The organism is Streptomyces sp. NPDC048338 (genome assembly GCF_043201055.1).
Taxonomy (GTDB): Bacteria; Actinomycetota; Actinomycetes; order Streptomycetales; family Streptomycetaceae; genus Streptomyces.
Map to the genome: position 1 here is coordinate 245,460 of NZ_JBICYQ010000014.1, position 19,491 is coordinate 264,950.

Here is a 19,491-nt window from a genome sequence, read left to right on the forward strand (position 1 = left end):
CGTACGCGGACGAACGGAAGGGCGGCCACCCCCTGACAGGGTGGCCGCCCTTCCGTCGCCTTCAGACCCGCTCAGAGGCCCTCGGGCACTTACTTGCCCTTGGCGGCTTCCTTGAGCTTCGAGCCCGCGGAGACCTTCACGCTGTAGCCGGCCGGGATGTTGATCGGGTCGCCGGTCTGCGGGTTACGAGCGGTGCGAGCGGCACGGTGGGTGCGCTCGAAGGTCAGGAAGCCGGGGATGGTGACCTTCTCGTCGCCCTTGGCGACGACCTCGCCGACGGTCTCGGCGAGAGCGGCCAGCACGGCGTCGGCGTCCTTGCGGGTCACCTCGGCACGGTCGGCCAGGGCGGCCACCAGCTCACTGCGGTTCATGTTGTTACTCCCGTGTTCTTCTTGCCTGTGAGGCGTGAGATCGAAGCCGATGCTGCCAGGGCCCTCGGACAGTCCCCGGACCCGGGTCTGCTGTACAGACCCTCGCGCCCGAATAGGCATCCTGCCCCCACCAGCGGCGGGAACGCCAATCCGGCACCCTCTGGGGTCACACGAAAAGCGCCACGGCCTCCGGCATGGTGACGTTCCGTCGACTCCGCCGAAACTCTTTGGAGCCGAACAGCCACCCTAAAGGCGGGTTTACGGCGCGGCGACTCGCGACGCGCCGTCCACCGGGCTGACGTGGGGCCTGTCACAGCCCGTTCGAGGAGGTCTCCCCACCCGCGCCGGCCGCCTTCGCGGCCGTGCGGACGGCACCCGCGACGGCGCCCGCGACCTTGTCGTTGAACACCGAGGGGATGATGTAGTTCGGGTTCAGTTCGCCCTCGGTCACGACGTCGGCGAGGGCGGTGGCCGCCGCCAGCATCATGTCCGTGTTGACGGCCCGGGACTGAGCGTCCAGCAGACCGCGGAAGACACCCGGGAAGACCAGCACGTTGTTGATCTGGTTGGGGAAGTCCGAACGGCCGGTGGCCACCACGGCGGCCGTCTGACGGGCGATCGCCGGGTCGACCTCGGGGTCCGGGTTCGCGAGCGCGAACACGATCGCGCCCTCCGCCATGGCGGCGACGTCGTCCGCGCCCAGGAGGTTCGGGGCCGAGACGCCGATGAAGACGTCCGCGTCGACCACGGCCTCCTTGAGAGTGCCGGTGACGCCCTCGGGGTTGGTGTTGTCGGCGATCCAGCGCAGCGGGGTGCCGGGGGCCGCGTCGACCAGGTCCGTACGGCCCGCGTGGACCACGCCGTGGATGTCGGCGACGACGGCGTGCTTGACGCCCGCCGCGATCAGCAGCTTCAGGATCGCCGTACCGGCCGCTCCGGCGCCCGACATGACGACCCGTACGTCGCCGATGCCCTTGCCCACCACGCGCAGGGCGTTGGTCAGCGCGGCGAGGACGACGATCGCGGTGCCGTGCTGGTCGTCGTGGAAGACGGGGATGTCCAGGGCCTCGCGCAGCCGCGCCTCGATCTCGAAGCAGCGGGGCGCCGAGATGTCCTCGAGGTTGATGCCCGCGAAGCCGGGGGCGATCGCCTTGACGATCTCGACGATGGCGTCCGTGTCCTGCGTGTCGAGGCAGATCGGCCAGGCGTCGATGCCGGCGAAGCGCTTGAAGAGGGCCGCCTTGCCCTCCATGACGGGCAGCGCGGCCATGGGGCCGATGTTGCCCAGGCCGAGGACCGCGGAGCCGTCCGTCACGACTGCGACGGAGTTGCGCTTGATGGTCAGGCGCCGGGCGTCCTCGGGGTTCTCGGCGATCGCCATGCACACCCGGGCCACGCCCGGGGTGTAGATCATGGAGAGGTCGTCACGGTTGCGGATGGGATGCTTCGACGCCATCTCGATCTTGCCGCCGAGGTGCATCAGGAACGTACGGTCCGAGACCTTGCCGAGGACGACGCCCTCGATGCCCCGCAGTTGCTCGACGATCTCGTCGGCGTGCCCGGTCGAGGTCGCGGCGATGGTCACGTCGATCCGGAGCTTCTCGTGGCCGGAGGCGGTCACATCGAGGCCGGTGACGGAACCGCCGTGGGACTCCACCGCCGTGGTGAGCTGGGAGACCGCGGTCCCGCTCGCGGGAACCTCCAGCCGGACCGTCATCGAGTACGAGACGCTGGGCGCCGTTGCCATGGCCGAGTTCCTTCGCTTTCCCTAGCTTCATTGCTACGCCGCCTCGGCTGGTTGCCCGGCGGCGCCCTCCGATGGTCGCACCTACCTGCCGGTAGCAGGTAATGCGGTCATTTTGTTTTCGGAAAGTAGTTTCCACCATACGAGAAGCCGACGGGAAACAGAAGAGGCCCCTGTCACCAGTGGTGACAGGGGCCTCGACTTCGTACATACGCACGAAGAGTGTCCTGAGTGGCACCGACCCGCCATGCTCGCCTCGCGGCAAGTGGTCCCTCTGAGGGACGAAGGTTGGGCCCGGGGGCTTGGATCGAGCCGGTGCCACGACAAGGCTAACAAACCACCCTGGCAAGTGATTACTACGGCGCAGGTTGACTTGAAATCAGCCCCTCACGGCCCCAGGGCGGGCCGTGAGCTCAGTCCCTGAGCAGGTCCGGGACACCGTCCGCGTCCGGCACGTCCCGGGCCCCGGACACCACCGTCAGCTGCTGGGTGGCCCGCGTCAGGGCCACGTACAGCACCCGCAGGCCGGCCGGCGACTCGTCCGCGATCTCCGCGGGCGAGACGACCACCGTGGCGTCGTACTCCAGGCCCTTGGCCTCCAGCGAGCCGAGCGCCACCACGCGGTCGCCGAGGTCGGCCAGCCAGCGGGCGGCCTGCTCACGCCGGTTCATGGCGACGACGACACCGACCGTGCCGTCCACCTGTTCGAGCAGCCGGTGCGCCTCGGAGCGGACGATTCCGGCCAGGTCGGCCTTGTCCGGGACCGCCACGAAGCGCGGCTCGACGCCCGTGGAGCGGACCGCGCGCGGCGACTCCTTGCCGGGCATCGCCAGCGCGAGCACCTTGGCGGCCAGTTCGGCGATCTCCGCCGGGTTGCGGTAGTTCACGGTCAGCTCGAACCGGCGGCGCGGGCGGCTGCCCAGGGCCTCGTCGCGCGCCTCGGCCGCCTCGTCCGGGGTGGACCAGGAGGACTGCGCCGGGTCGCCGACGACCGTCCAGGTCGCGTGGCGCCCGCGCCGGCCGACCATCCGCCACTGCATCGGCGTGAGGTCCTGGGCCTCGTCGACGATGACGTGCGCGTACTCGGTGCGCTCCGCCGCGAGCCGCTCGGCCCGCTCGCGCTGCGTCTCCTCGCGGACGGGCATCAGCTCCTCCAGGCCCGTCAGCTGGTCCAGCGGGTCGTACTCCCGCTTCCTGCGCGGCCGCGCGGGTGCGCCGAGCAGGGTGTGCAGCTCGTCGAGCAGCGCCACGTCGTGCACGGACAGGGCCTCGCGGCGCAGGGAGCGGGCCAGGCGCCGGACCTCGCCCGGGTTCAGGACGCGCCGGGCCCAGCGGCCGAGGCGCTTCTCGTCGGCCATCGCGTCGAGGACCTGGCGGGGCGTGAGCTCGGGCCACCAGGCGTCGAGGAAGGCGAGGAAGGAGTCCTCGGTGGAGACGTCCTCGTCGAAGGAGGAGCGCAGTTCGGCGGCGAGCTCGGGGTCGCTGTGCCGGCCGGCCGAGCCGGACTTGGAGTACAGCGCGTCGAGCAGCAGCCGGCGGGCCCGGGGGCGCAGCAGGTTGACGGGGGCGGAGCCGCCGAGGACGTTGTGCCGGATCCGCCGGAGCTCGTCGGCCTCCAGCTCGATGCGGCGCCCGAAGGCGACCACGCGCAGGAGGGCGGGGGTGCCGGCGGGGGCGGCGGGGGTGTCGTCCTCGTCGAAGGAGAGCTGGTCGCTGTCCCTTCCCCGGCCGGTCGCGCCGCCGGGGGGCGCGGGGGTCTCCAGGGCGCCGCGGGCCGCCTTGCGCAGCACCGCGACCATGCGGGAGGAGCCCTTGACGCGGGCCACGGCCGGCTCGTCGTAGGCGGTGGCCTCGGCGCCGTCGACGAGGCTGCCGACCGCGCGGATCGCGACCTGGCCCTCCTCGCCGAGGGAGGGCAGGACCCCCTCGGTGTACGAGACGAGCAGCGGGGTCGGGGAGACGATCAGGATGCCGCCCGCGTAGCGCCGCCGGTCCTGGTAGAGCAGGTAGGCCGCCCGGTGCAGGGCGACCGCCGTCTTGCCGGTGCCCGGGCCGCCCTCGACGTACGTCACGGAGGCGGCGGGCGCGCGGATGACCAGGTCCTGCTCGGCCTGGATGCTGGAGACGATGTCGCGCATGGTGTGGCTGCGGGCCTGGCCCAGCGCGGCCATCAGGGCGCCGTCGCCGATCACCGGGAGCTCGCGCCCGTCGAGGGTCGCCCGCAGCTCGGGGCGCATCAGGTCGTCCTCGACGCCGAGGACCTTGCGGCCCTTGGAGCGGATGACGCGGCGGCGCACCACGCGGCCGGGGTCGACCGGGGTGGAGCGGTAGAACGGCGCGGCGGCGGGCGCGCGCCAGTCGATCACGAGCGGCGCGTAGTCGGAGTCGAGGACGCCGATCCGGCCGATGTGGAGGGTCTCGCCGATCTCCGCGTACTGGTGGGACCCGTCGGACCGCACCGCGTCCTCGGCGGGCTCGACGGACGTGTAGGCGCCGTCGGGTCCCTTCTTGCCGTCCTTGCCGTTCAGCAGGTCGATCCGGCCGAACAGGAAGTCCTCGAACTCGTTGTTGAGCCGGTTCAGGTGGACACCGGCCCGGAACACCTGGGCGTCGCGCTCGGCGAGGGCGCCGGGCGTGCCGACCTGGCCTCGTTTCGCCGCGTCGTTCATCAGGAACTCCGCCTCGTGGATCTTCTCCTCGAGGCGGCGATAGACCTGATCCAGATGTTCCTGTTCGATGCTGATCTCGCGGTCACGGACCGTGTCGACCACACCGACGGCTTCCTGCGCGGCCACCGAGGCCCCCTTCTGACGTGCACTGGGCAGCCGTCGAGCTTATGCCACAGAAGGGGCCTATGTCAGGCGTCGACCTCCACGAGGCGCTCGCCGTCGAAGGTGCGGACCTCGAAATGGTCGATGTCGTTGCGGTCCATGGCCGCTCCGCCGTGGACGTAGAGCGGGTTCTTCGCCGCCTCGGTGGCGGCGCCGGGGATGCCGTAGCCCCACTTCGGGACGGCCCAGGAGGTGACGACCTCCTCGTCCCCGCTCTTGGACACGGCGACCAGCCGGCACTTCAGCGGGCCCTTGACGTTCTTGAGTTCGAGGACGGCGTGGGTGCCCCAGCCCTTCTTCTCCACCCCGACGGTGGCGCTGACCAGGGTGGTCGGGTCGGTGGCCTGGAACTTCTCCTCCATGTGGTGGAAGAAGGCGTCCTCGGCGGGGCTGGTGGGGTGCGGGTCGGCGGCGACGTTGTTCGTCCCCCCGCCGGACGTGGCGACCACGGCGACGGCGGGTCCGCCGACGACGAGGACGGCCGCGGCGGCGACGAGGAAGAAGGTGCGGCGGCGGGTGCGGGCCCGGTGGGCGCCGACCTCGTCGACGAGACGGTCGAGGAGCTTCGGGTCGGGAAGCGCGCTGACCGGCGGCTCGCCCTTCCTGCGGGCGGCCAGGGGCACGGGCGGGCGGGGGGCGAAGGCGTCGAAGGCGCCGTCCGCGTAGGGGTCGATGCCGGAGAGGCCGGCGTCCCGGAGCCGGGCCCCGGAGGACGGGGACGGGGTGTCCGCGAGCATGGCCAGCATCGGCTCCATCCCGGCGAACTCCTCGAGATGCGCGGCACACACCTCACAGCCCCCAAGATGAGCTTCGAACGCGGCGGCATCGTCGGTGTCCAAGATGCCGAGCACATACGCGCCCGCCGCATCATGTGGCGACGTCATACCGTTACCCCCCTCTCCTCCAACGCGAGCTTCATGGACCGCAGTGCGTAGAACACCCGGGACCGCACGGTCCCGGCGGGTATACCAAGACTCTCGGCCGCCTCGTTGACCGTACGTCCCTTGAAGTAGGTCTCGACCAACACTTCCCGGTGAGCGGGCGTCAAATCTTCGAGTGCGTCAGAGAGCGTCATCAGCCACAGCGCCTTGTCGATCTCGTCCTCCGCGGGCAGGACCTCGAGCGGTGACGGATCGACCTCCTGAGGCCGGGCCTGCCGGCTTCGGTGGCCGTCGATGACGATGCGCCGGGCGACCGTCACCAGCCAGGGTCTGACAGAGCCGGTAGCCCGGTTGAGCTGGCCGGCGTTCTTCCAGGCACGGATGAGCGTCTCCTGTACGACGTCCTCGGCGCGCTGGCGGTCACCGGCGACGAGGCGGAGTACGTAGGCGAGCAGCGGTCCGGCATGTTCGCGGTAGAGGGCCCGCATCAACTCTTCGTCTGGGACGGCGGGTCGAATGCGGGTCACCTCGTTGCGATGCCGGGCCCGATGCGGACGGTCATCGGCCACGGCCGCATCCTTGCGCACCTGAACCTCCCGGTCGAGACCCTGTTTGTCGTGCAGAGGTACGCACCGGGCGCGGGTTCTTCTCAATGGCGCGCGAACTTTTTCGAGCGGATTCCGGCGCGGGGTCCGGGAGGGTCTCAGGCGGCCCTCTTTCCACGTCGCGCTGCCCGATGGCGGGCAACACGCTCGCGGTTGCCGCACAGTTCACTGGAACACCAGCGGCGCCGGCGTCCGCGCGAGGTGTCGAGAAAAAATCGGCGGCAGTTGTCGCCCTCGCACTGCCTGAGCAGCGCGCGGGCGTCCGGGTCGGTCAGCAGGTCGACGGCGTCGCGGGCGACGGCGGCGAGCAGGGAGCGGCAGTCCGGCTCGGCGCTCAGCACCCGGACGAGCAGACCCGTCTCGGCGCGCACGGCGCGCGGGGCGGGTGGCGCGGAGGCGGCGGCGAGGGTGTTGAGCCGCTCCAGGGCGGGGTCGGCGCGCCGCCCTTCGAGCTGGGCGCGGACGACATCGGCGACGCAGTCGCGCAGTTCGCGGAAGTGGACGACCCAGAGGGCGTCGAGGGAGCGCAACGGGGTGGCGGCCGGGACGAGTCCGGCGGTGTGGAGGAAGCGGTCGAGATGGTCCCCGCGGTCGAGCGGCAGGGCGGCCAGGTCCAGGCAGATCCGCCCGGAGTCGAACCGTACGGTCATGCCCCTGTCACCACCTCGCGGTCGGGAGCCCGGCGGGGCCCGCGTCGGGCTCCCGACCAGAGTGCCCGCGCGGGACGGGTCCGGCTAGGGGGCGTCTTGTCGATCAGGCCGGCAAGACCGGCAAGACACCCCCTGGGGGGCGTCTGTCAGGCGTCGCGCGCACGCCGGGACGGACGGGACGGCCCTCAGCCCCGCGGCGGAGGGTCGTCGTGGAGGATGCGCTGGAAGATGTGGTGGTCGCGCCACTCCCCGTCGATGTGGAGGTAGCGGGGCGCGGTTCCGATCTGCTCGAACCCGCTCTTGGCGAGGACGCGTTGGGAGGCGAGGTTGTCGAACATGGTGCAGGCCTCGATCCGGTGCAGGCCGAGTTCCTCGCGGGAGGCGCGGCAGACCTCCTCGACCAGCGCGCTCGCCAGACCGCGGCCGGTGTGGCGCCCGTCGACCCAGTAACCGAGGGAGGCGCTGCGGAAGGGCCCGAGGACGATGCCGGAGAGGATGGCGGACCCGACGATCACCTCGGTCTCCTCCCCCGCCTCCCCCGCCTCCGTGGACACGGCGAACCACCGTCGGCCGCCGTCGGCGAGCCGCTCCGCCTGGCCCTCGGCCGTGTAGTACGCCTCGGTCCGGTACGGCTCCCGGGGGCGCATGTGCGCGCGGTTGCGCAGCAGGGCGGTGGCGAGTGCCGCGGCGTCGGAGGGCTCGGCGGGCCGGATGCGTACGGCGTCGGTGGTCACGGGGGCCACCGTAGACGCCGGCGTATGGGGCCGGGACGCTGACCCATGTCCAGTGCGGCGGGCCGTCGCTTGACTGGGGGCATGACGACGAACGAGACGCACGGCAAGGCCGGGACGGCGGCCGGCACGGTACTGGCCGCGGCGACGGGGGCCACGGGACTGGTCGCGGGGGTGTGGTTCGCATACGCCTGCTCGGTGATGCCGGCCCTGGCGCGCAGCGACGACCTGGTCTTCGTCGAGGTGATGCGGAACATCAACGACGTGATCCAGAACCCGGTCTTCTTCACGGCCTTCTTCGGGGCGCTGATCCTGACGGCGGTCTCGGCCTGGCAGCTGCGGCGGACGCGGGCGCGGGGCCCCCTGCTCGCGGCGCTGGTCCTCTGCCTGGCGGTGTTCGTGGTCACCTCGGCCGCCAGCGTCCCCCTGAACGACGCGCTCGCCGCCGCCGGTGACCCGACGAAGGCACGCGCGGACTTCGAGGCTCCCTGGGTCGCCTGGAACCTCGTCCGCGCGGTCCTGACGGTGGCCGGTCTCGGCTGCCTGCTCGGCGCGATGCGCCGGCGCTGAAGGGCCCGGGAGGACGGTGGGGCGGCCGGAGGGCGGCCGCGTACTGGGGGGCGGCCGGAGGGCGGCCGCGTGTGCGGACCGCTCCCCTCCCCATGCCCCTCAGGCCCTTTCCGGGACAGCCCTCAGGCGTCCGCGTACTTCGCGTCCGCCGCCGGGTCCAGGGCCAGCCGGTAGCCCCGCTTGACCACCGTCTGGATCAGCTTCGGCGTGCCCAGGGCCGTGCGGAGCCGGGCCATCGCCGTCTCCACCGCGTGCTCGTCACGGCCCGCGCCCGGCAGGACGCGGAGCAGGTCGGCGCGCGAGACGACCCAGCCGGGGCGCCGGGCCAGCGTGTGGAGCAGGGCCATCCCGGCGGGCGGGACCGGGTGCAGGCGGCCGTCCACGAGGACGGCGTGACCGCGGATCTCGACCCGGTGCCCGGCCAGCGGCAGCGTGCGCGCCCGGGCGGGCAGTTCCTGGCAGAGCAGCTGCACCAGTGGCCCGAGGCGGAAGCGCTCGGGCTGGAGGGTGCCGATGCCGTGCGCCTGGAGCGGCAGCGCCGTGACCGGTCCCACGCAGACCGCGAGCACGTCGTGCCGCAGCGCCGCCAGCAGTTCGGCCGCCAGCCCCCGGTCCTCGGCCCGGGTCAGGAGCGAGGCGGCGGCGGGCGCGCTGGTGAAGGTGACCGCGTCCAGGGTGCCGTTCAGCACGCCGTCGAGCAGCCGGTCCAGCGGGTTGATGTCCTCCGGTGGCATCCACCGGTAGACGGGGACGCCGACGACCTCCGCGCCGCCCTCCGTGAGTGCCTCCACGAAGCCCGGCAGCGGCTCCCCGTGCAGCTGGAGCGCGATCCGCCGCCCGGCGACGCCCTCGCCCAGCAGCCGGTCGAGGACCTCGGCCATGGACTCCGAGGACGGCGACCACGTCTCGGTCAGTCCCGCCGCCCGCACCGCGCCCTTGACCTTGGGGCCTCGGGCGAGGAGCTCCACGCCCCGCAGGCAGGCGAGGAGTTCCTCGCCGTACCCCCAGCCGTCGGCCGCCTCGACCCAGCCCCGGAAGCCGATGGCCGTGGTGGCCACGACGACGTCCGGGGCGTGCTCGATGAGCTCCTTGGTGGCGGAGAGCAGTTCGGTGTCGTCCGCCAGGGGCACGATCCGCAGCGCGGGACCGTGGACGACGGCCGCACCCCGGCGCCGCAGGAGTGCGCCCAGCTCGTCCGCCCGCCGCGCCGCCGTGACGCCGACCGTGAAGCCGGCGAGGGGGCCCTGCTCTTGCTCGTACATGACGACCGAGCCTGACGGTGTCGCGTGACAGACTCGGTTCGCTTGTATTTCCTGCCCGTTACGGACCACTCCGGTTCACACCTCGGCGTAGCCGGGCTGCGGCTCGGCCGCGTCCGAGGCCGCTGCCGCGGTCTCCGCCGTGTCCGGTACGGCGGCGGGCCGCCGAAGGTATACCGCCCAGGTCACGACCATGCACGCCGCGTAGAAGACCAGGAAGGCGACGAAGGCCGCGGTGCCCGTTCCGGCGGTCTGGAAGGACTGGCGGAAGGCGAGGTTGATGCCGAGCCCGCCGAGCGCGCCCACCGCGCCGATCAGGCCCATGGCGGCCCCGGAGAGCCGTCGGCCGTACGCCTCCGCGGCCTCGCCGGTCAGACCCCTGCGGTGCCCCTGGGAGAGGAAGATCGCGGGGATCATCTTGTACGTGGAGCCGTTGCCGAGGCCGCTGAGGACGAAGAGGCCGATGAAGCCCACGAGGAACACCGTCAGGGACTCGACGGCCGAGGCGTAGACCACGACACCGGTCGACACGGCCATCGCGGCGAAGGTCCACAGGGTGATGCGGGCGCCGCCGTGGCGGTCGGCGAGCGAGCCGCCGATCGGCCGGATGAGGGAGCCGAGCAGCGGGCCGATGAAGGTGAGCGAGGCCGCCTGCAGCGGGGTGCGCCCGAACTGGGTCTGGAGCACGAGCCCGAAGGCGAAGCTGTAGCCGATGAAGGACCCGAAGGTGCCGATGTAGAGGAAGGCCATGATCCAGGTGTGACCTGCCTTCACGGCCTCCTTGGCGGCGCCCGTGTCGTTCTTGACGGGCGCGAGGTTGTCCATGAACAACGCGGCGCAGACGGCCGCCACGACGATCAGCGGGATGTAGACGCCGAGGACGATCCGCGGGTGGGCCGCCCCCGCGACGCCGATCACGAGCAGGCCGACGAGCTGCACGACGGGGACGCCGATGTTGCCGCCGCCCGCGTTGAGGCCGAGCGCCCAGCCCTTCTTCCGCAGCGGGAAGAAGGCGTTGATGTTGGTCATCGAGGAGGCGAAGTTGCCGCCGCCGACACCGGTGAGCGCGGCCACCAGCAGCAGGGTGCCGTACGAGGTGCCGGGCTCCATCACCGTGTAGGCGAAGCCGGTCGGCAGGAGGAGCATCAGGGCGCTGAAGACGGTCCAGTTCCGGCCGCCGAACCGGGCCACGGCGAAGGTGTACGGGACCCGGATGAGCGCCCCGACGAAGGTGGCGGTCGCGATCAGGAAGAACTTCCCGGCCGGGTCGACGCCGTACTGCGGCCCCATGAAGAGGACCATGACCGACCACAGGCTCCAGATGGAGAAGCCGATGTGCTCGGAGAAGACGGAGAAGATCAGATTGCGCCGGGCGATCCGCTCTCCTCGTTCACGCCAGAAGGTCTCGTCCTCCGGCTCCCACCGTTCGATCCACCGGCCGCCCATCACGTACCTCCACGGTGTCGGGTCCGAGCATCCGGATGCTCCGGACCTCGTGCAGCCGACGCTAGGGAGGCCGCGTTTCAGACCGGTGGCAGGAAGTGACGGGTACGGAACCTTGCTCTCACCCGGGGCGGCCGCGGGATGTGAGTACGCCGCGGGTTCCGCCGGACCGGGCCGTCAGCCGGGACCGCCCTGCGGAAGGCCCGCCTCGTCCTCCGGGAGCCAGGAGCCGGCCGGGCGCCGCAGCCAGCCCTCCCGGGCGCCGATCTCGGCCGCGGCGGCCCGCAGGGCGTCCAGGGCGGGATGGCGCAGCCCCCGGCGCCAGACCAGGCTGACCGGGGAGAGGGGCACGGGGTCGACGAGCGGCCGCAGGACGCTCCCCGGCATGGGCGGGAAGTCGACGACGGCGAGGACGGGCGTGCGGCGGCGCTCCATGAGCCGGCGGAACTCCTCCTTGCCCACGGCCATCGGCGCGGGCGGGGCGACCGTGATCCCACGGCCGGCGAAGAGCCGGGCGGCGAGATCGGTCCACTCCGGGGTCCGGTCGTTGCCGGCGCCCGCGTAGACCTGCTCGCCGGCGAGCGCCGCGAGCGGGACGGCGTCGAGCTCCGCCAGCGCGTGGTCCTGCGGCAGCACGATCGCCATCGGCTCGTAGCGCACGAACTGAGCGGCCAGCCCGGTCCGCAGCCGCGGGTCGAGGCCGCCGTAGCGCCCGAAGGACGCGTCGAGGCCGCCCGCCAGGATCTGCCGGGCGGCCCCGGTCAGACCGCTCTCGAAACGGGCCATCAGGTCGTGCTCCGGCGCGAGTTCGCGGGCCCGCTCCAGGACGCGGCAGTGGGCCAGGCCCGCGCTGTTGAGGTCGACGAGCAGCGGGCGGGCCTCGGCGCGGAAGGCGTCGGTCAGCGCGTCGCAGGCGGCCAGCACCGCCCGCGCGTACGGGAGGAGGCGTTCGCCCTCCGGGGTGAGCGCGACCTGGCGTGTGGTCCGTACGAAGAGATCCGCGCCCAGTTCCCGCTCCAGGCGCCGGATGTCCCGGCTGAGTGCCTGCTGGGCGACGTAGAGCCGGGCGGCGGCGCGAGTGAAGTGGAGCTCGTCGGCGACGGCGGTGAAGGCGCGCAGGAGCCGCGGTTCGACGTCGTGCGGATGCGGGGAAAGGGCCACGCGATATTTAACAACAGGGGTGCGTCAATGGGTGCCGATCAGGTGTTGGACCGCCCGCCGTGCGGCCCGTGAGGCTTCTCCCATGCCGCCTCACGATCTCGTCCTGACCCCCGCGGGCCCGGCGCTCGCCCCGCGCTTCGACGCGCCGGCCGGTCCGCCCCGCCCGCCGCACCCGCCGCGGCCGGCCCGCCCCGCCGATCCGTACGCGCGGCTCTTCGCCACCCCCGGCGCCCGCGCCTTCACCCTCGGGAACCTCGTCGCCCGCCTGCCCATGGGGATGTTCGGCGTCAGCGCGGTGATGATGATCGCCGGCGCGTACGGCTCCTACGCGCTCGCCGGCGCCGTCACCGGGACCGGCCTGGCCGCCACGGCCGTCGTCGCGCCCTGGACGGCGCGCCTCGTCGACCGGTACGGGCAGGCCCGGGTCGCGGTCCCCGCGACCGCCCTGGCCGTGCTCGGCTGGCTCGCGCTGCTGCTCTGCGTGCGCTTCGAGGCGCCCGCCTGGACGCTGTTCGCCGCGTACGCCGCGACCGCGACCACCCCCAACACCGGAGGCATGTCCCGAGCCCGCTGGGCCCATCTGCACCGGGGCGACCCGGCGGCCCTGCACACCGCCAACGCCTTCGAGCAGGCCGTCGACGAGCTGTGCTTCATGCTCGGCCCGGTCCTCGCCGCCCTCCTGTGCTCCGCGCTCTTCCCGGAGGCGGGCACCCTGACCGGGGCGGTCCTGCTGCTCACCGGCGTCCTCGTCTTCGCGGCGCAGCGCGCCACCGAACCCCCGGTGGCGCCCCGCACCTCCGCCGCCGGCTCGCTGCTGCGGACGCCCGGCCTGGCGCCGCTGCTCGTGGTCTTCCTGGCCACCGGCGCGGTCTTCGGCGCGATGGAGGTGGTGACGCTGGCGTACGTGGACGGCCCGGCGGCCGGCCCCGTCCTCGCCCTGCAGGCGGCGGGCTCCTGCGCGGCCGGCCTGCTCTACGGGCGGGCACGCCGCCGTGCCGGCCTGACGGCCTGCCTGGCGGCGATGACGGTCCTGATGACGCTGCCGCTGCTGGGCGCCTGGGCCGGCTCGCTGCTCGCCCTGGCGGGTGGGCTGCTCGTGGCGGGCATGGCGACCGCCCCGACGATGGTCACGGGCATGACCCTCGTCCAGCGGCTCACCCCGCCCGCGCGGCTCAACGAGGGGATGACGCTGGCCGTGACCGCCCTGCTCGCGGGCGTCGCGGCCGGCTCGGCCACCGGCGGCTGGACCGCCGAGCACGCCCCGACGACGACGTACGCCTTCCTGGTGCCCGCCGCCGCGGCGGCCCTGGCCCTGGTGCTGGCGGTGGTACGGAGCGCCGGCATGACACAGGCCCGGCGGTCGTCGTGACGACTGCCGGGCCTGTGCCCACATGGGATGAGGTGTCCGAGCGGGCCTGGGGCCCCTCGGGCGCTCGGTGGAGATGGCGGGAATCGAACCCGCGTCCAACGGTGCAGAATCAGGGCTTCTCCGTGTGCAGTCCGCTAGGAGTTTCTCAGCCCCGGAGATCACGCGGACAAGTCTCCGACGGGCTCAGTCACTGTTTGATTTCCCTCAGGCCCCCGTGACCGGGGCTAGAGGTTTAGATCCCTTGATGACGCCAGGATCCGGGTCGGGACCATCCCCGGGCTGACGCTCCTCACAGAGGCTTCTACTCGATACCTAAATTAGGCAGCGAGGGCGAAGCGGGAGTTATCGCTCTTGGAGTTGGCGATTATTGGTTGCGACATATGGTTTACGAGATCATTGCCGCTTCCTCGACACGCTTCCCCTGCTTCGACATCCGCTGTCGAAACCGATCATCCCCATGTTGATTTTTCAATGCGCGCACCCGCTGTGAGGTGCAGGGCCCATCGTACGTGACCGACGGGCGGCGTTGCCAGCGTATTCCGGCGAGGCGGCGCGGACCCTCCGCGAGCCCGGCCGGATCGGGGGGTCGAGCCGCCGCGGCGGCCCCTGCCGGCTCAGACGGCCTGGGCCGCCCGCTGGCGCCGCTTCGCCGCCGCGATCGCACGGCTCGTCTCGCGCGTGTCCTGCTTCTCGCGGAGCGTCTGGCGCTTGTCGTACTCCTTCTTGCCCCTGGCGAGCGCGATCTCGACCTTGACCCGGCCGTTCAGGAAGTACAGCGCGAGGGGCACGATCGTGTGACCGGTCTCCTGCGCCTTCGACTCCAGCTTGTCGATCTCGGCCCGGTGCAGGAGCAGCTTGCGCTTCCGCTTGGCCGAGTGGTTGGTCCAGCTGCCCTGGAAGTACTCCGGGACATGGATGTTGTGCAGCCACGCCTCGTGCCGGTCGATCTGGACGAAGCCGTCGACGAGCGACGCCCGGCCCATCCGGAGCGACTTCACCTCGGTGCCCATGAGCACCAGGCCACACTCGTAGGTGTCGATGATGTGGTAGTCGTGTCGCGCCTTCTTGTTCTGCGCGATCATCTTGCGCTCAGGACCCTTGTCCGGGTCCTTCTTCTTCGCAGGCTTGCCCTGCACGTTCACGAGTCCCTTTGCCATAGTGCGGCCATTTTCGCACTACGAGCCCCCTCCGAGGCCACTCAATACCGTTCTCGCCCGTGCCTCGGCCCGTGCCTCGGTCGCGCCGCCCACGTCCAGGTCCGGGGTGATGCCCCGGCCGTCCACTCCGTGACCCGCGGGGGTGCGGTAGTGGCCGACGGTCAGCTCGGCGACCGAGCCGTCGGGCAGGGTGCTGGGCATCTGCACCGAGCCCTTGCCGAAGGTCCGCGAGCCGACGGTGACCGCCCGGCCGCGGTCCTGCAGGGCCCCGGTGAGCAGCTCGGCGGCGCTCATGGTGCCGCCGTCGACCAGCGCGACGACGGGCCGGTCGGTGTCGCCGCCGCCCTGGGCGTACAGGGCGCGCTGCTCGCCGTCGACGTCGTAGGTGGCGACAAGCCCGCCGTCGAGGAAGGCGGAGGCGGCGACGGCGGCCTCGGCGACCAGTCCGCCGGAGTTGCCCCGCAGGTCCAGCAGGACCCCGGCGCCTGCCGGGGCGTTCCGCACCGCGTGCCGTACCCGCTCGCCGGCGCCCTTGGTGAAGGCGGAGACCTTGATCAGGACCGCTCCGTCGTCGAGGCGGCGCACGGTGACGGTCTCGATGGCGAGGCGGGCCCGGCGCAGGTTCTGGTTCCAGGCCGCGGCGCCGCGGCGGACGCCGAGCGAGACGGTGCTGCCGGGGACCCCGTCGCCGCGGAGCAGGGCGACGACCTCGGAGGCGGACCGTGCGGCGACGGGGCGGCCGTCGACGGAGACGAGCTGGTCGCCGGTGCGCAGCCCGGCCCGGGCGGCGGGGCCGCCGGGCCGCAGGCGGGTGATCTCGATCCGGCTCTTCCCGGCCCGCTCCACCCGGCGGGCGGACAGGCCGACCCCGGTGTAGCTGCCGTCGAGGGCCTGCTCGAACTCCTCGTACTCGGCCGCGCCGTACACCGCGCCCCAGCGGTCGCCGCTGCGGCTGACGAACTCCTCGGCGGCCTTCTTGCCGGACTTGCCGTCGGCCATCGCGTCGGACGCGGCACGGGCGAGGGCGGCCCGGTCGACGGTGCTGCCCGTCGGGGTGGGCAGCGTGGCCTTCGCGGCGGTGCCCTCCTGCCGTGGCAGTGAGCCGGTGGCCGCGGCGGTCGCGAGGACGCCGGTGAAGACCAACGTGAGAACGGCCCCACGGAGGACTCCGCGGGGCCTGAGACAGAGGTCGGGGCGATGCCCCGGGCCGGCCGGCATGGGGCCCACTCTAGGACAAGCGAAAGGCGCCGTACGGTGGTTGACCGTACGGCGCCCGGGGGACTCAAGCGGCGCTTCTCACACCTTGAGGTACTTGCGCAGGGCGATGAAGGCGGCGACGGCCGGCATGAGCAGCCCGATCGCGATGACGAGCGGCAGCTTGGCGAGGACGGCGTCCCAGCCGATGAAGTTGACGAGCTGCATCTTGTCGGCGAGTGCGATGCCGTGGTCGATCAGGAAGTATCTGCCGACCAGCAGCATGATGCAGGCGACCGCGCCCCCCAGGAGTCCGGCGAACGCGGCCTCCATGATGAACGGCATCTGGATGTAGAAGCTGGAGGCGCCGACCAGCCGCATGATGCCGGTCTCCCGTCGCCGGCTGAAGGCGGAGACGCGCACCGTGTTGACGATCAGCATCAGCGCGATGACCAGCATCAGCGCCATGATGCCGAGCGCCGCGATGTTCATGCCGTTCATCAGGTCGAACAGGTTCTGGAGGATGTTCCGCTGGTCCTGCACGGACTCCACCCCGTCCCGCCCGGCGAAGGCGGTGGCCACGACCTTGTACTTCTCCGGATCGTGCAGCTTGACGCGGAACGACTCCTGCATCTGGTCGGGCGTGATGACCGTGGCGATCGCGGTGTCGCCGTACTGCTCCTTGTAGTGCTTGTACGCCTCGTCGGTCGTCTCGTGCTGGACGTTCTCGACGATGTCCATCTTCCTCAGATCGGCCTGGATCTGCTCCTTCTGCTGCCCGGTCACCGCACCCTTGGCGCACTTGGGCGAGGAGGCCGCGTCGTTCTTGTTGCAGAGGAAGATGGAGACGTTGACCTTGTCGTACCAGTAGTCCTTCATCGTGCTGACCTGCTCGCGCATGAGCAGCGCACCGCCGAAGAGGGCGAGCGAGAGGGCCACGGAGACGATGACGGCGAAGGTCATCGTGAGGTTGCGCCGGAGACCGACACCGATCTCGGAGAGCACGAACTGAGCGCGCATGGTGTTCTACTCCCGCCCGCTCAGTGCTGGTAGCCGTAGACGCCGCGCGCCTGGTCTCGGACGAGACGGCCCTTTTCGAGCTCGATGACGCGCTTGCGCATCTGGTCGACGATGTTCTGGTCGTGGGTCGCCATGACGACGGTGGTCCCTGTCCTGTTGATCCGGTCGAGCAGCTTCATGATGCCGACGGAGGTCTGCGGGTCGAGGTTGCCGGTGGGCTCGTCGGCGATCAGCAGCATGGGCCGGTTGACGAAGGCGCGGGCGATGGCCACACGCTGCTGCTCACCGCCGGAGAGCTCGCCGGGCATGCGGTCCTCCTTGCCGCCGAGACCGACGAGGTCGAGGACCTGCGGCACGGCCTTGCGGATCTCGCCGCGCGGCTTGCCGATGACCTCCTGGGCGAAGGCCACGTTCTCGGCGACGGTCTTGTTGGGCAGGAGGCGGAAGTCCTGGAACACGGTCCCGAGCTGGCGGCGCATGTGCGGCACCTTCCAGTTGGACAGCCGGGCGAGGTCCTTGCCGAGGACGTGCACCTGGCCGTGGCTGGCGCGCTCCTCCCGCAGGATCAGGCGGAGAAAAGTCGACTTTCCGGAGCCGGACGAACCGACGAGGAAGACGAACTCCCCCTTCTCGATCTCCAGGGAGACTTCCCGGAGCGCGGGGCGGTTCTGCTTCGGATAGGACTTGGAGACATTGTCGAATCGGATCACGGATGCACCACGGTCGGCCGGGAGTAGGTGTGCGCGACCTTACGCGACCGGGGATGGCCTGCGCAGTCGCGGTCCGTGCTTGTGTGCTTTATCCTTTTCGTCCTTCGCGGAGGAATGTGCGGAATCCGGCGGGGCGCGCCGAAACGCTCCGGAGCTGGCAGAGTGGTAGGGGGAACGCCCGGGTGCCGCCGAGCGTTGTTCCCGGTGTGGATCCCTGTGCGGGAGGAGGAGAGCGCATGACCTACGACCGTCTGGTGTGCGCCAACTGCGCGGCCCCTGTCGCGGAGGGCCGCTGCCCCGTCTGCCGCGCGAACCGCGAACGGCTGAAGGAGGAGGGTCCGCTCGCGGGCCTGACCCCGGCGATGCTGCTGACACTCGTGATCGCCCTGGTGGCGGCGGTGGCGCTGCTCGCGGCGCTGCAGACCGCGTAGGCCCGACAGGGCCTGACGGGCCGCACACGAGCCGGAGAGACGAAAAGGGCCGGGGGTCACCCCCCGGCCCTTCCTCATGCCTCAGCGAGTCGCTCAGACGGCGGCGCGCCCGCCGCCGACGAGACGCGGCAGCATCCGGAAGCCGATGCCGCCGGCGATCATCGTCGCGGCACCGATGAGCAGGAACGAGGTCTCGGCGGCGCCGGTCTCGGCCAGCTCCTCCTTGGCCTTGCCCTGCTCGACGGGCTGCGAGCCGGCGTTGTTGGTGCCGGGGTTGTTGTCGACGCACTCGGCGCCGTCGAGGTCGACGGTGCAGGTGCCGGCGCCGCCGTCGGTGGAGGAGCCACCGTCGGTCGAGGAGCCGCCGTCGGTGCCGGTGCCACCGTTGTCGCCCTGACCGCCGTTGTTGCCGTTGCCACCGTTGTTACCGGTGCCACCGTTGTTGCCCTGACCGCCGTTGTTGCCGTTGCCACCGTTGTTACCGGTGCCGCTGGTCGTGCCGGTCGAGGTACCCGTGGACGTACCCGTCGAGGTGCCGGTCGACGTGCCCGTGGACGTACCCGTGGAGGTGCCGGTCGAGGTACCCGTGGACGTACCGGTCGACGTGCCCTCGGTGGAGCCCTCGGTCGAGCCTTCCGTGGAACCCTCGGTCGAGCCTTCCGTGGAACCCTCGGTCGAGCCCTCGGTCGAGCCCTCGGTCGAGCCCTCGGTGGAACCCTCCGTGGAACCCTCGGTCGAGCCCTCGGTCGAGCCCTCGGTCGAGCCCTCGGTCGAGCCTTCCGTGGAGCCCTCGGTCGAGCCGAGGGAGGTGTTGCCGCCGTTCCCGCCACCCTCGGTGTCACCGAGGCCGGCCTGGACCGCGACAGTGCCGTCGTTGACCTCGGCACCGAAGGACACACCGACGGCGCTCGCGGCACCCGCCGCGGTGAGCGACGCACCGGCGGCGATCACGGCGCCGGCGGCTATACGCGCAACGCGGACACGCGTCTTCTTCGTCATCTGTTTGCTACCCCCAGTAGCTCATTCGTCATGGAGCCGCGCTCGGGGGCCTCGGACACCAGGAGCGGTCACGTCACCGGACCGGCCCCCATTCACACGCGCCCCAGAGATACGCATGCCGCATGCCACCCTTCCGACTTTCCGCATACGCGTCAAGGTCGTTGCGCGTGCGATGCCCGAAAGATCGTCAATTGCCTGGCATGCGGGGATGCAACTGTGACGTAAACCTGGAACTCCCGCCTCCCCGGCGGCAGTTCCCTTGTCGACAAAGCGTCAGGATCGACGCTGTTCCGCTTGCGCCCGCGAATCACCGGGGACGACGAAAGACGCCGGGCCCGTCACACTCTCGGTGTGACGGGCCCGGC

General features: G+C 71.6%; 18 protein-coding genes and 1 other RNA gene. 3 read left to right on the top strand and 16 right to left on the bottom strand.

The window, feature by feature from the left end; translation table 11 throughout:
- Positions 1 to 89: 89 nt before the first annotated feature.
- The 7 genes from ACGFZF_RS30130 to ACGFZF_RS30160 all read right to left on the bottom strand — a co-directional run bounded on the left by ACGFZF_RS30130 (position 90) and on the right by ACGFZF_RS30160 (position 7,816).
- A complete protein-coding gene (locus ACGFZF_RS30130; protein ID WP_017237029.1) occupies positions 90 to 371 on the bottom strand; it encodes an HU family DNA-binding protein in 282 nt (93 codons plus the stop codon).
- A 310-nt stretch (positions 372 to 681) separates the two neighbouring features.
- A complete protein-coding gene (locus ACGFZF_RS30135; RefSeq protein ID WP_356604988.1) occupies positions 682 to 2,118 on the bottom strand; it encodes an NAD-dependent malic enzyme in 1,437 nt (478 codons plus the stop codon).
- 410 nt (positions 2,119 to 2,528) lie between these two features.
- Positions 2,529 to 4,910: a HelD family protein gene (locus ACGFZF_RS30140; protein WP_393559245.1), complete on the bottom strand. Its 2,382-nt coding sequence runs from the start codon at positions 4,908 to 4,910 to the stop codon at positions 2,529 to 2,531.
- Between the two features lie 62 nt (positions 4,911 to 4,972).
- On the bottom strand, positions 4,973 to 5,830 hold the full coding sequence (locus tag ACGFZF_RS30145) for an anti-sigma factor family protein (RefSeq protein ID WP_393559247.1): 858 nt from the start codon (positions 5,828 to 5,830) through the stop codon (positions 4,973 to 4,975).
- A complete protein-coding gene (locus ACGFZF_RS30150; RefSeq protein ID WP_147978199.1) occupies positions 5,827 to 6,414 on the bottom strand; it encodes a sigma-70 family RNA polymerase sigma factor in 588 nt (195 codons plus the stop codon). The genes ACGFZF_RS30145 and ACGFZF_RS30150 overlap by 4 nt, the downstream gene beginning before the upstream one ends.
- A gap of 116 nt (positions 6,415 to 6,530) precedes the next feature.
- Positions 6,531 to 7,082 (bottom strand): CGNR zinc finger domain-containing protein, encoded by a 552-nt coding sequence (locus ACGFZF_RS30155; RefSeq protein ID WP_393559250.1) that lies wholly within the window; start codon positions 7,080 to 7,082, stop codon positions 6,531 to 6,533.
- 185 nt (positions 7,083 to 7,267) lie between these two features.
- Positions 7,268 to 7,816: a GNAT family N-acetyltransferase gene (locus ACGFZF_RS30160; RefSeq protein ID WP_393559252.1), complete on the bottom strand. Its 549-nt coding sequence runs from the start codon at positions 7,814 to 7,816 to the stop codon at positions 7,268 to 7,270.
- A gap of 81 nt (positions 7,817 to 7,897) precedes the next feature.
- Here ACGFZF_RS30160 and ACGFZF_RS30165 point away from each other — a divergent pair, with 81 nt between their 5' ends.
- Positions 7,898 to 8,383: a DUF1772 domain-containing protein gene (locus tag ACGFZF_RS30165; protein WP_393559254.1), complete on the top strand. Its 486-nt coding sequence runs from the start codon at positions 7,898 to 7,900 to the stop codon at positions 8,381 to 8,383.
- Between the two features lie 122 nt (positions 8,384 to 8,505).
- Here the strand turns inward: ACGFZF_RS30165 and ACGFZF_RS30170 are convergent, their stop codons facing one another.
- The 3 genes from ACGFZF_RS30170 to ACGFZF_RS30180 all read right to left on the bottom strand — a co-directional run bounded on the left by ACGFZF_RS30170 (position 8,506) and on the right by ACGFZF_RS30180 (position 12,246).
- Positions 8,506 to 9,645 carry a uroporphyrinogen-III synthase gene (locus tag ACGFZF_RS30170; protein ID WP_393559256.1) on the bottom strand — a complete coding sequence of 380 codons (1,140 nt, stop codon included), beginning with the start codon at positions 9,643 to 9,645 and terminating at the stop codon, positions 8,506 to 8,508.
- A gap of 75 nt (positions 9,646 to 9,720) precedes the next feature.
- Positions 9,721 to 11,088, bottom strand: a complete 1,368-nt coding sequence (locus tag ACGFZF_RS30175; protein ID WP_393559258.1) for a nitrate/nitrite transporter — start codon at positions 11,086 to 11,088, stop codon at positions 9,721 to 9,723.
- 174 nt (positions 11,089 to 11,262) lie between these two features.
- Entirely contained in the window at positions 11,263 to 12,246 is a 984-nt protein-coding gene (locus tag ACGFZF_RS30180; protein WP_393559261.1) for a LysR family transcriptional regulator, read from the bottom strand.
- Positions 12,247 to 12,328: 82 nt separating this feature from the next.
- Between ACGFZF_RS30180 and ACGFZF_RS30185 the strand changes: the two genes are divergently transcribed.
- Positions 12,329 to 13,615 carry an MFS transporter gene (locus tag ACGFZF_RS30185; RefSeq protein ID WP_393559263.1) on the top strand — a complete coding sequence of 429 codons (1,287 nt, stop codon included), beginning with the start codon at positions 12,329 to 12,331 and terminating at the stop codon, positions 13,613 to 13,615.
- A 65-nt stretch (positions 13,616 to 13,680) separates the two neighbouring features.
- Here ACGFZF_RS30185 and ssrA read toward each other — a convergent pair.
- From ssrA to ftsE, 5 genes are all read right to left on the bottom strand, one after another.
- Positions 13,681 to 14,072: a transfer-messenger RNA gene (gene ssrA, locus ACGFZF_RS30190) on the bottom strand.
- A 157-nt stretch (positions 14,073 to 14,229) separates the two neighbouring features.
- Complete coding sequence (gene smpB / locus ACGFZF_RS30195; RefSeq protein ID WP_393559265.1) at positions 14,230 to 14,772, bottom strand: SsrA-binding protein SmpB; 543 nt, start codon at positions 14,770 to 14,772, stop codon at positions 14,230 to 14,232.
- Between the two features lie 18 nt (positions 14,773 to 14,790).
- A complete protein-coding gene (locus ACGFZF_RS30200) occupies positions 14,791 to 15,990 on the bottom strand; it encodes a S41 family peptidase (protein WP_393559267.1) in 1,200 nt (399 codons plus the stop codon).
- Positions 15,991 to 16,068: 78 nt separating this feature from the next.
- Positions 16,069 to 16,986 carry a permease-like cell division protein FtsX gene (gene ftsX / locus ACGFZF_RS30205; RefSeq protein WP_356605012.1) on the bottom strand — a complete coding sequence of 306 codons (918 nt, stop codon included), beginning with the start codon at positions 16,984 to 16,986 and terminating at the stop codon, positions 16,069 to 16,071.
- Between the two features lie 20 nt (positions 16,987 to 17,006).
- On the bottom strand, positions 17,007 to 17,696 hold the full coding sequence (gene ftsE / locus ACGFZF_RS30210; RefSeq protein WP_147978208.1) for a cell division ATP-binding protein FtsE: 690 nt from the start codon (positions 17,694 to 17,696) through the stop codon (positions 17,007 to 17,009).
- A 236-nt stretch (positions 17,697 to 17,932) separates the two neighbouring features.
- On the opposite strand from ftsE, the gene ACGFZF_RS30215 reads away from it, so the two are divergent.
- Positions 17,933 to 18,127: a hypothetical protein gene (locus ACGFZF_RS30215; protein ID WP_393559270.1), complete on the top strand. Its 195-nt coding sequence runs from the start codon at positions 17,933 to 17,935 to the stop codon at positions 18,125 to 18,127.
- A gap of 93 nt (positions 18,128 to 18,220) precedes the next feature.
- On the opposite strand, the gene ACGFZF_RS30220 is transcribed toward ACGFZF_RS30215, so the two are convergent.
- The gene (locus ACGFZF_RS30220; RefSeq protein ID WP_393559272.1) at positions 18,221 to 19,126 is read right to left on the bottom strand and encodes a hypothetical protein; all 906 of its coding nucleotides are present in this window, start codon (positions 19,124 to 19,126) and stop codon (positions 18,221 to 18,223) included.
- Positions 19,127 to 19,491 lie beyond the last annotated feature (365 nt).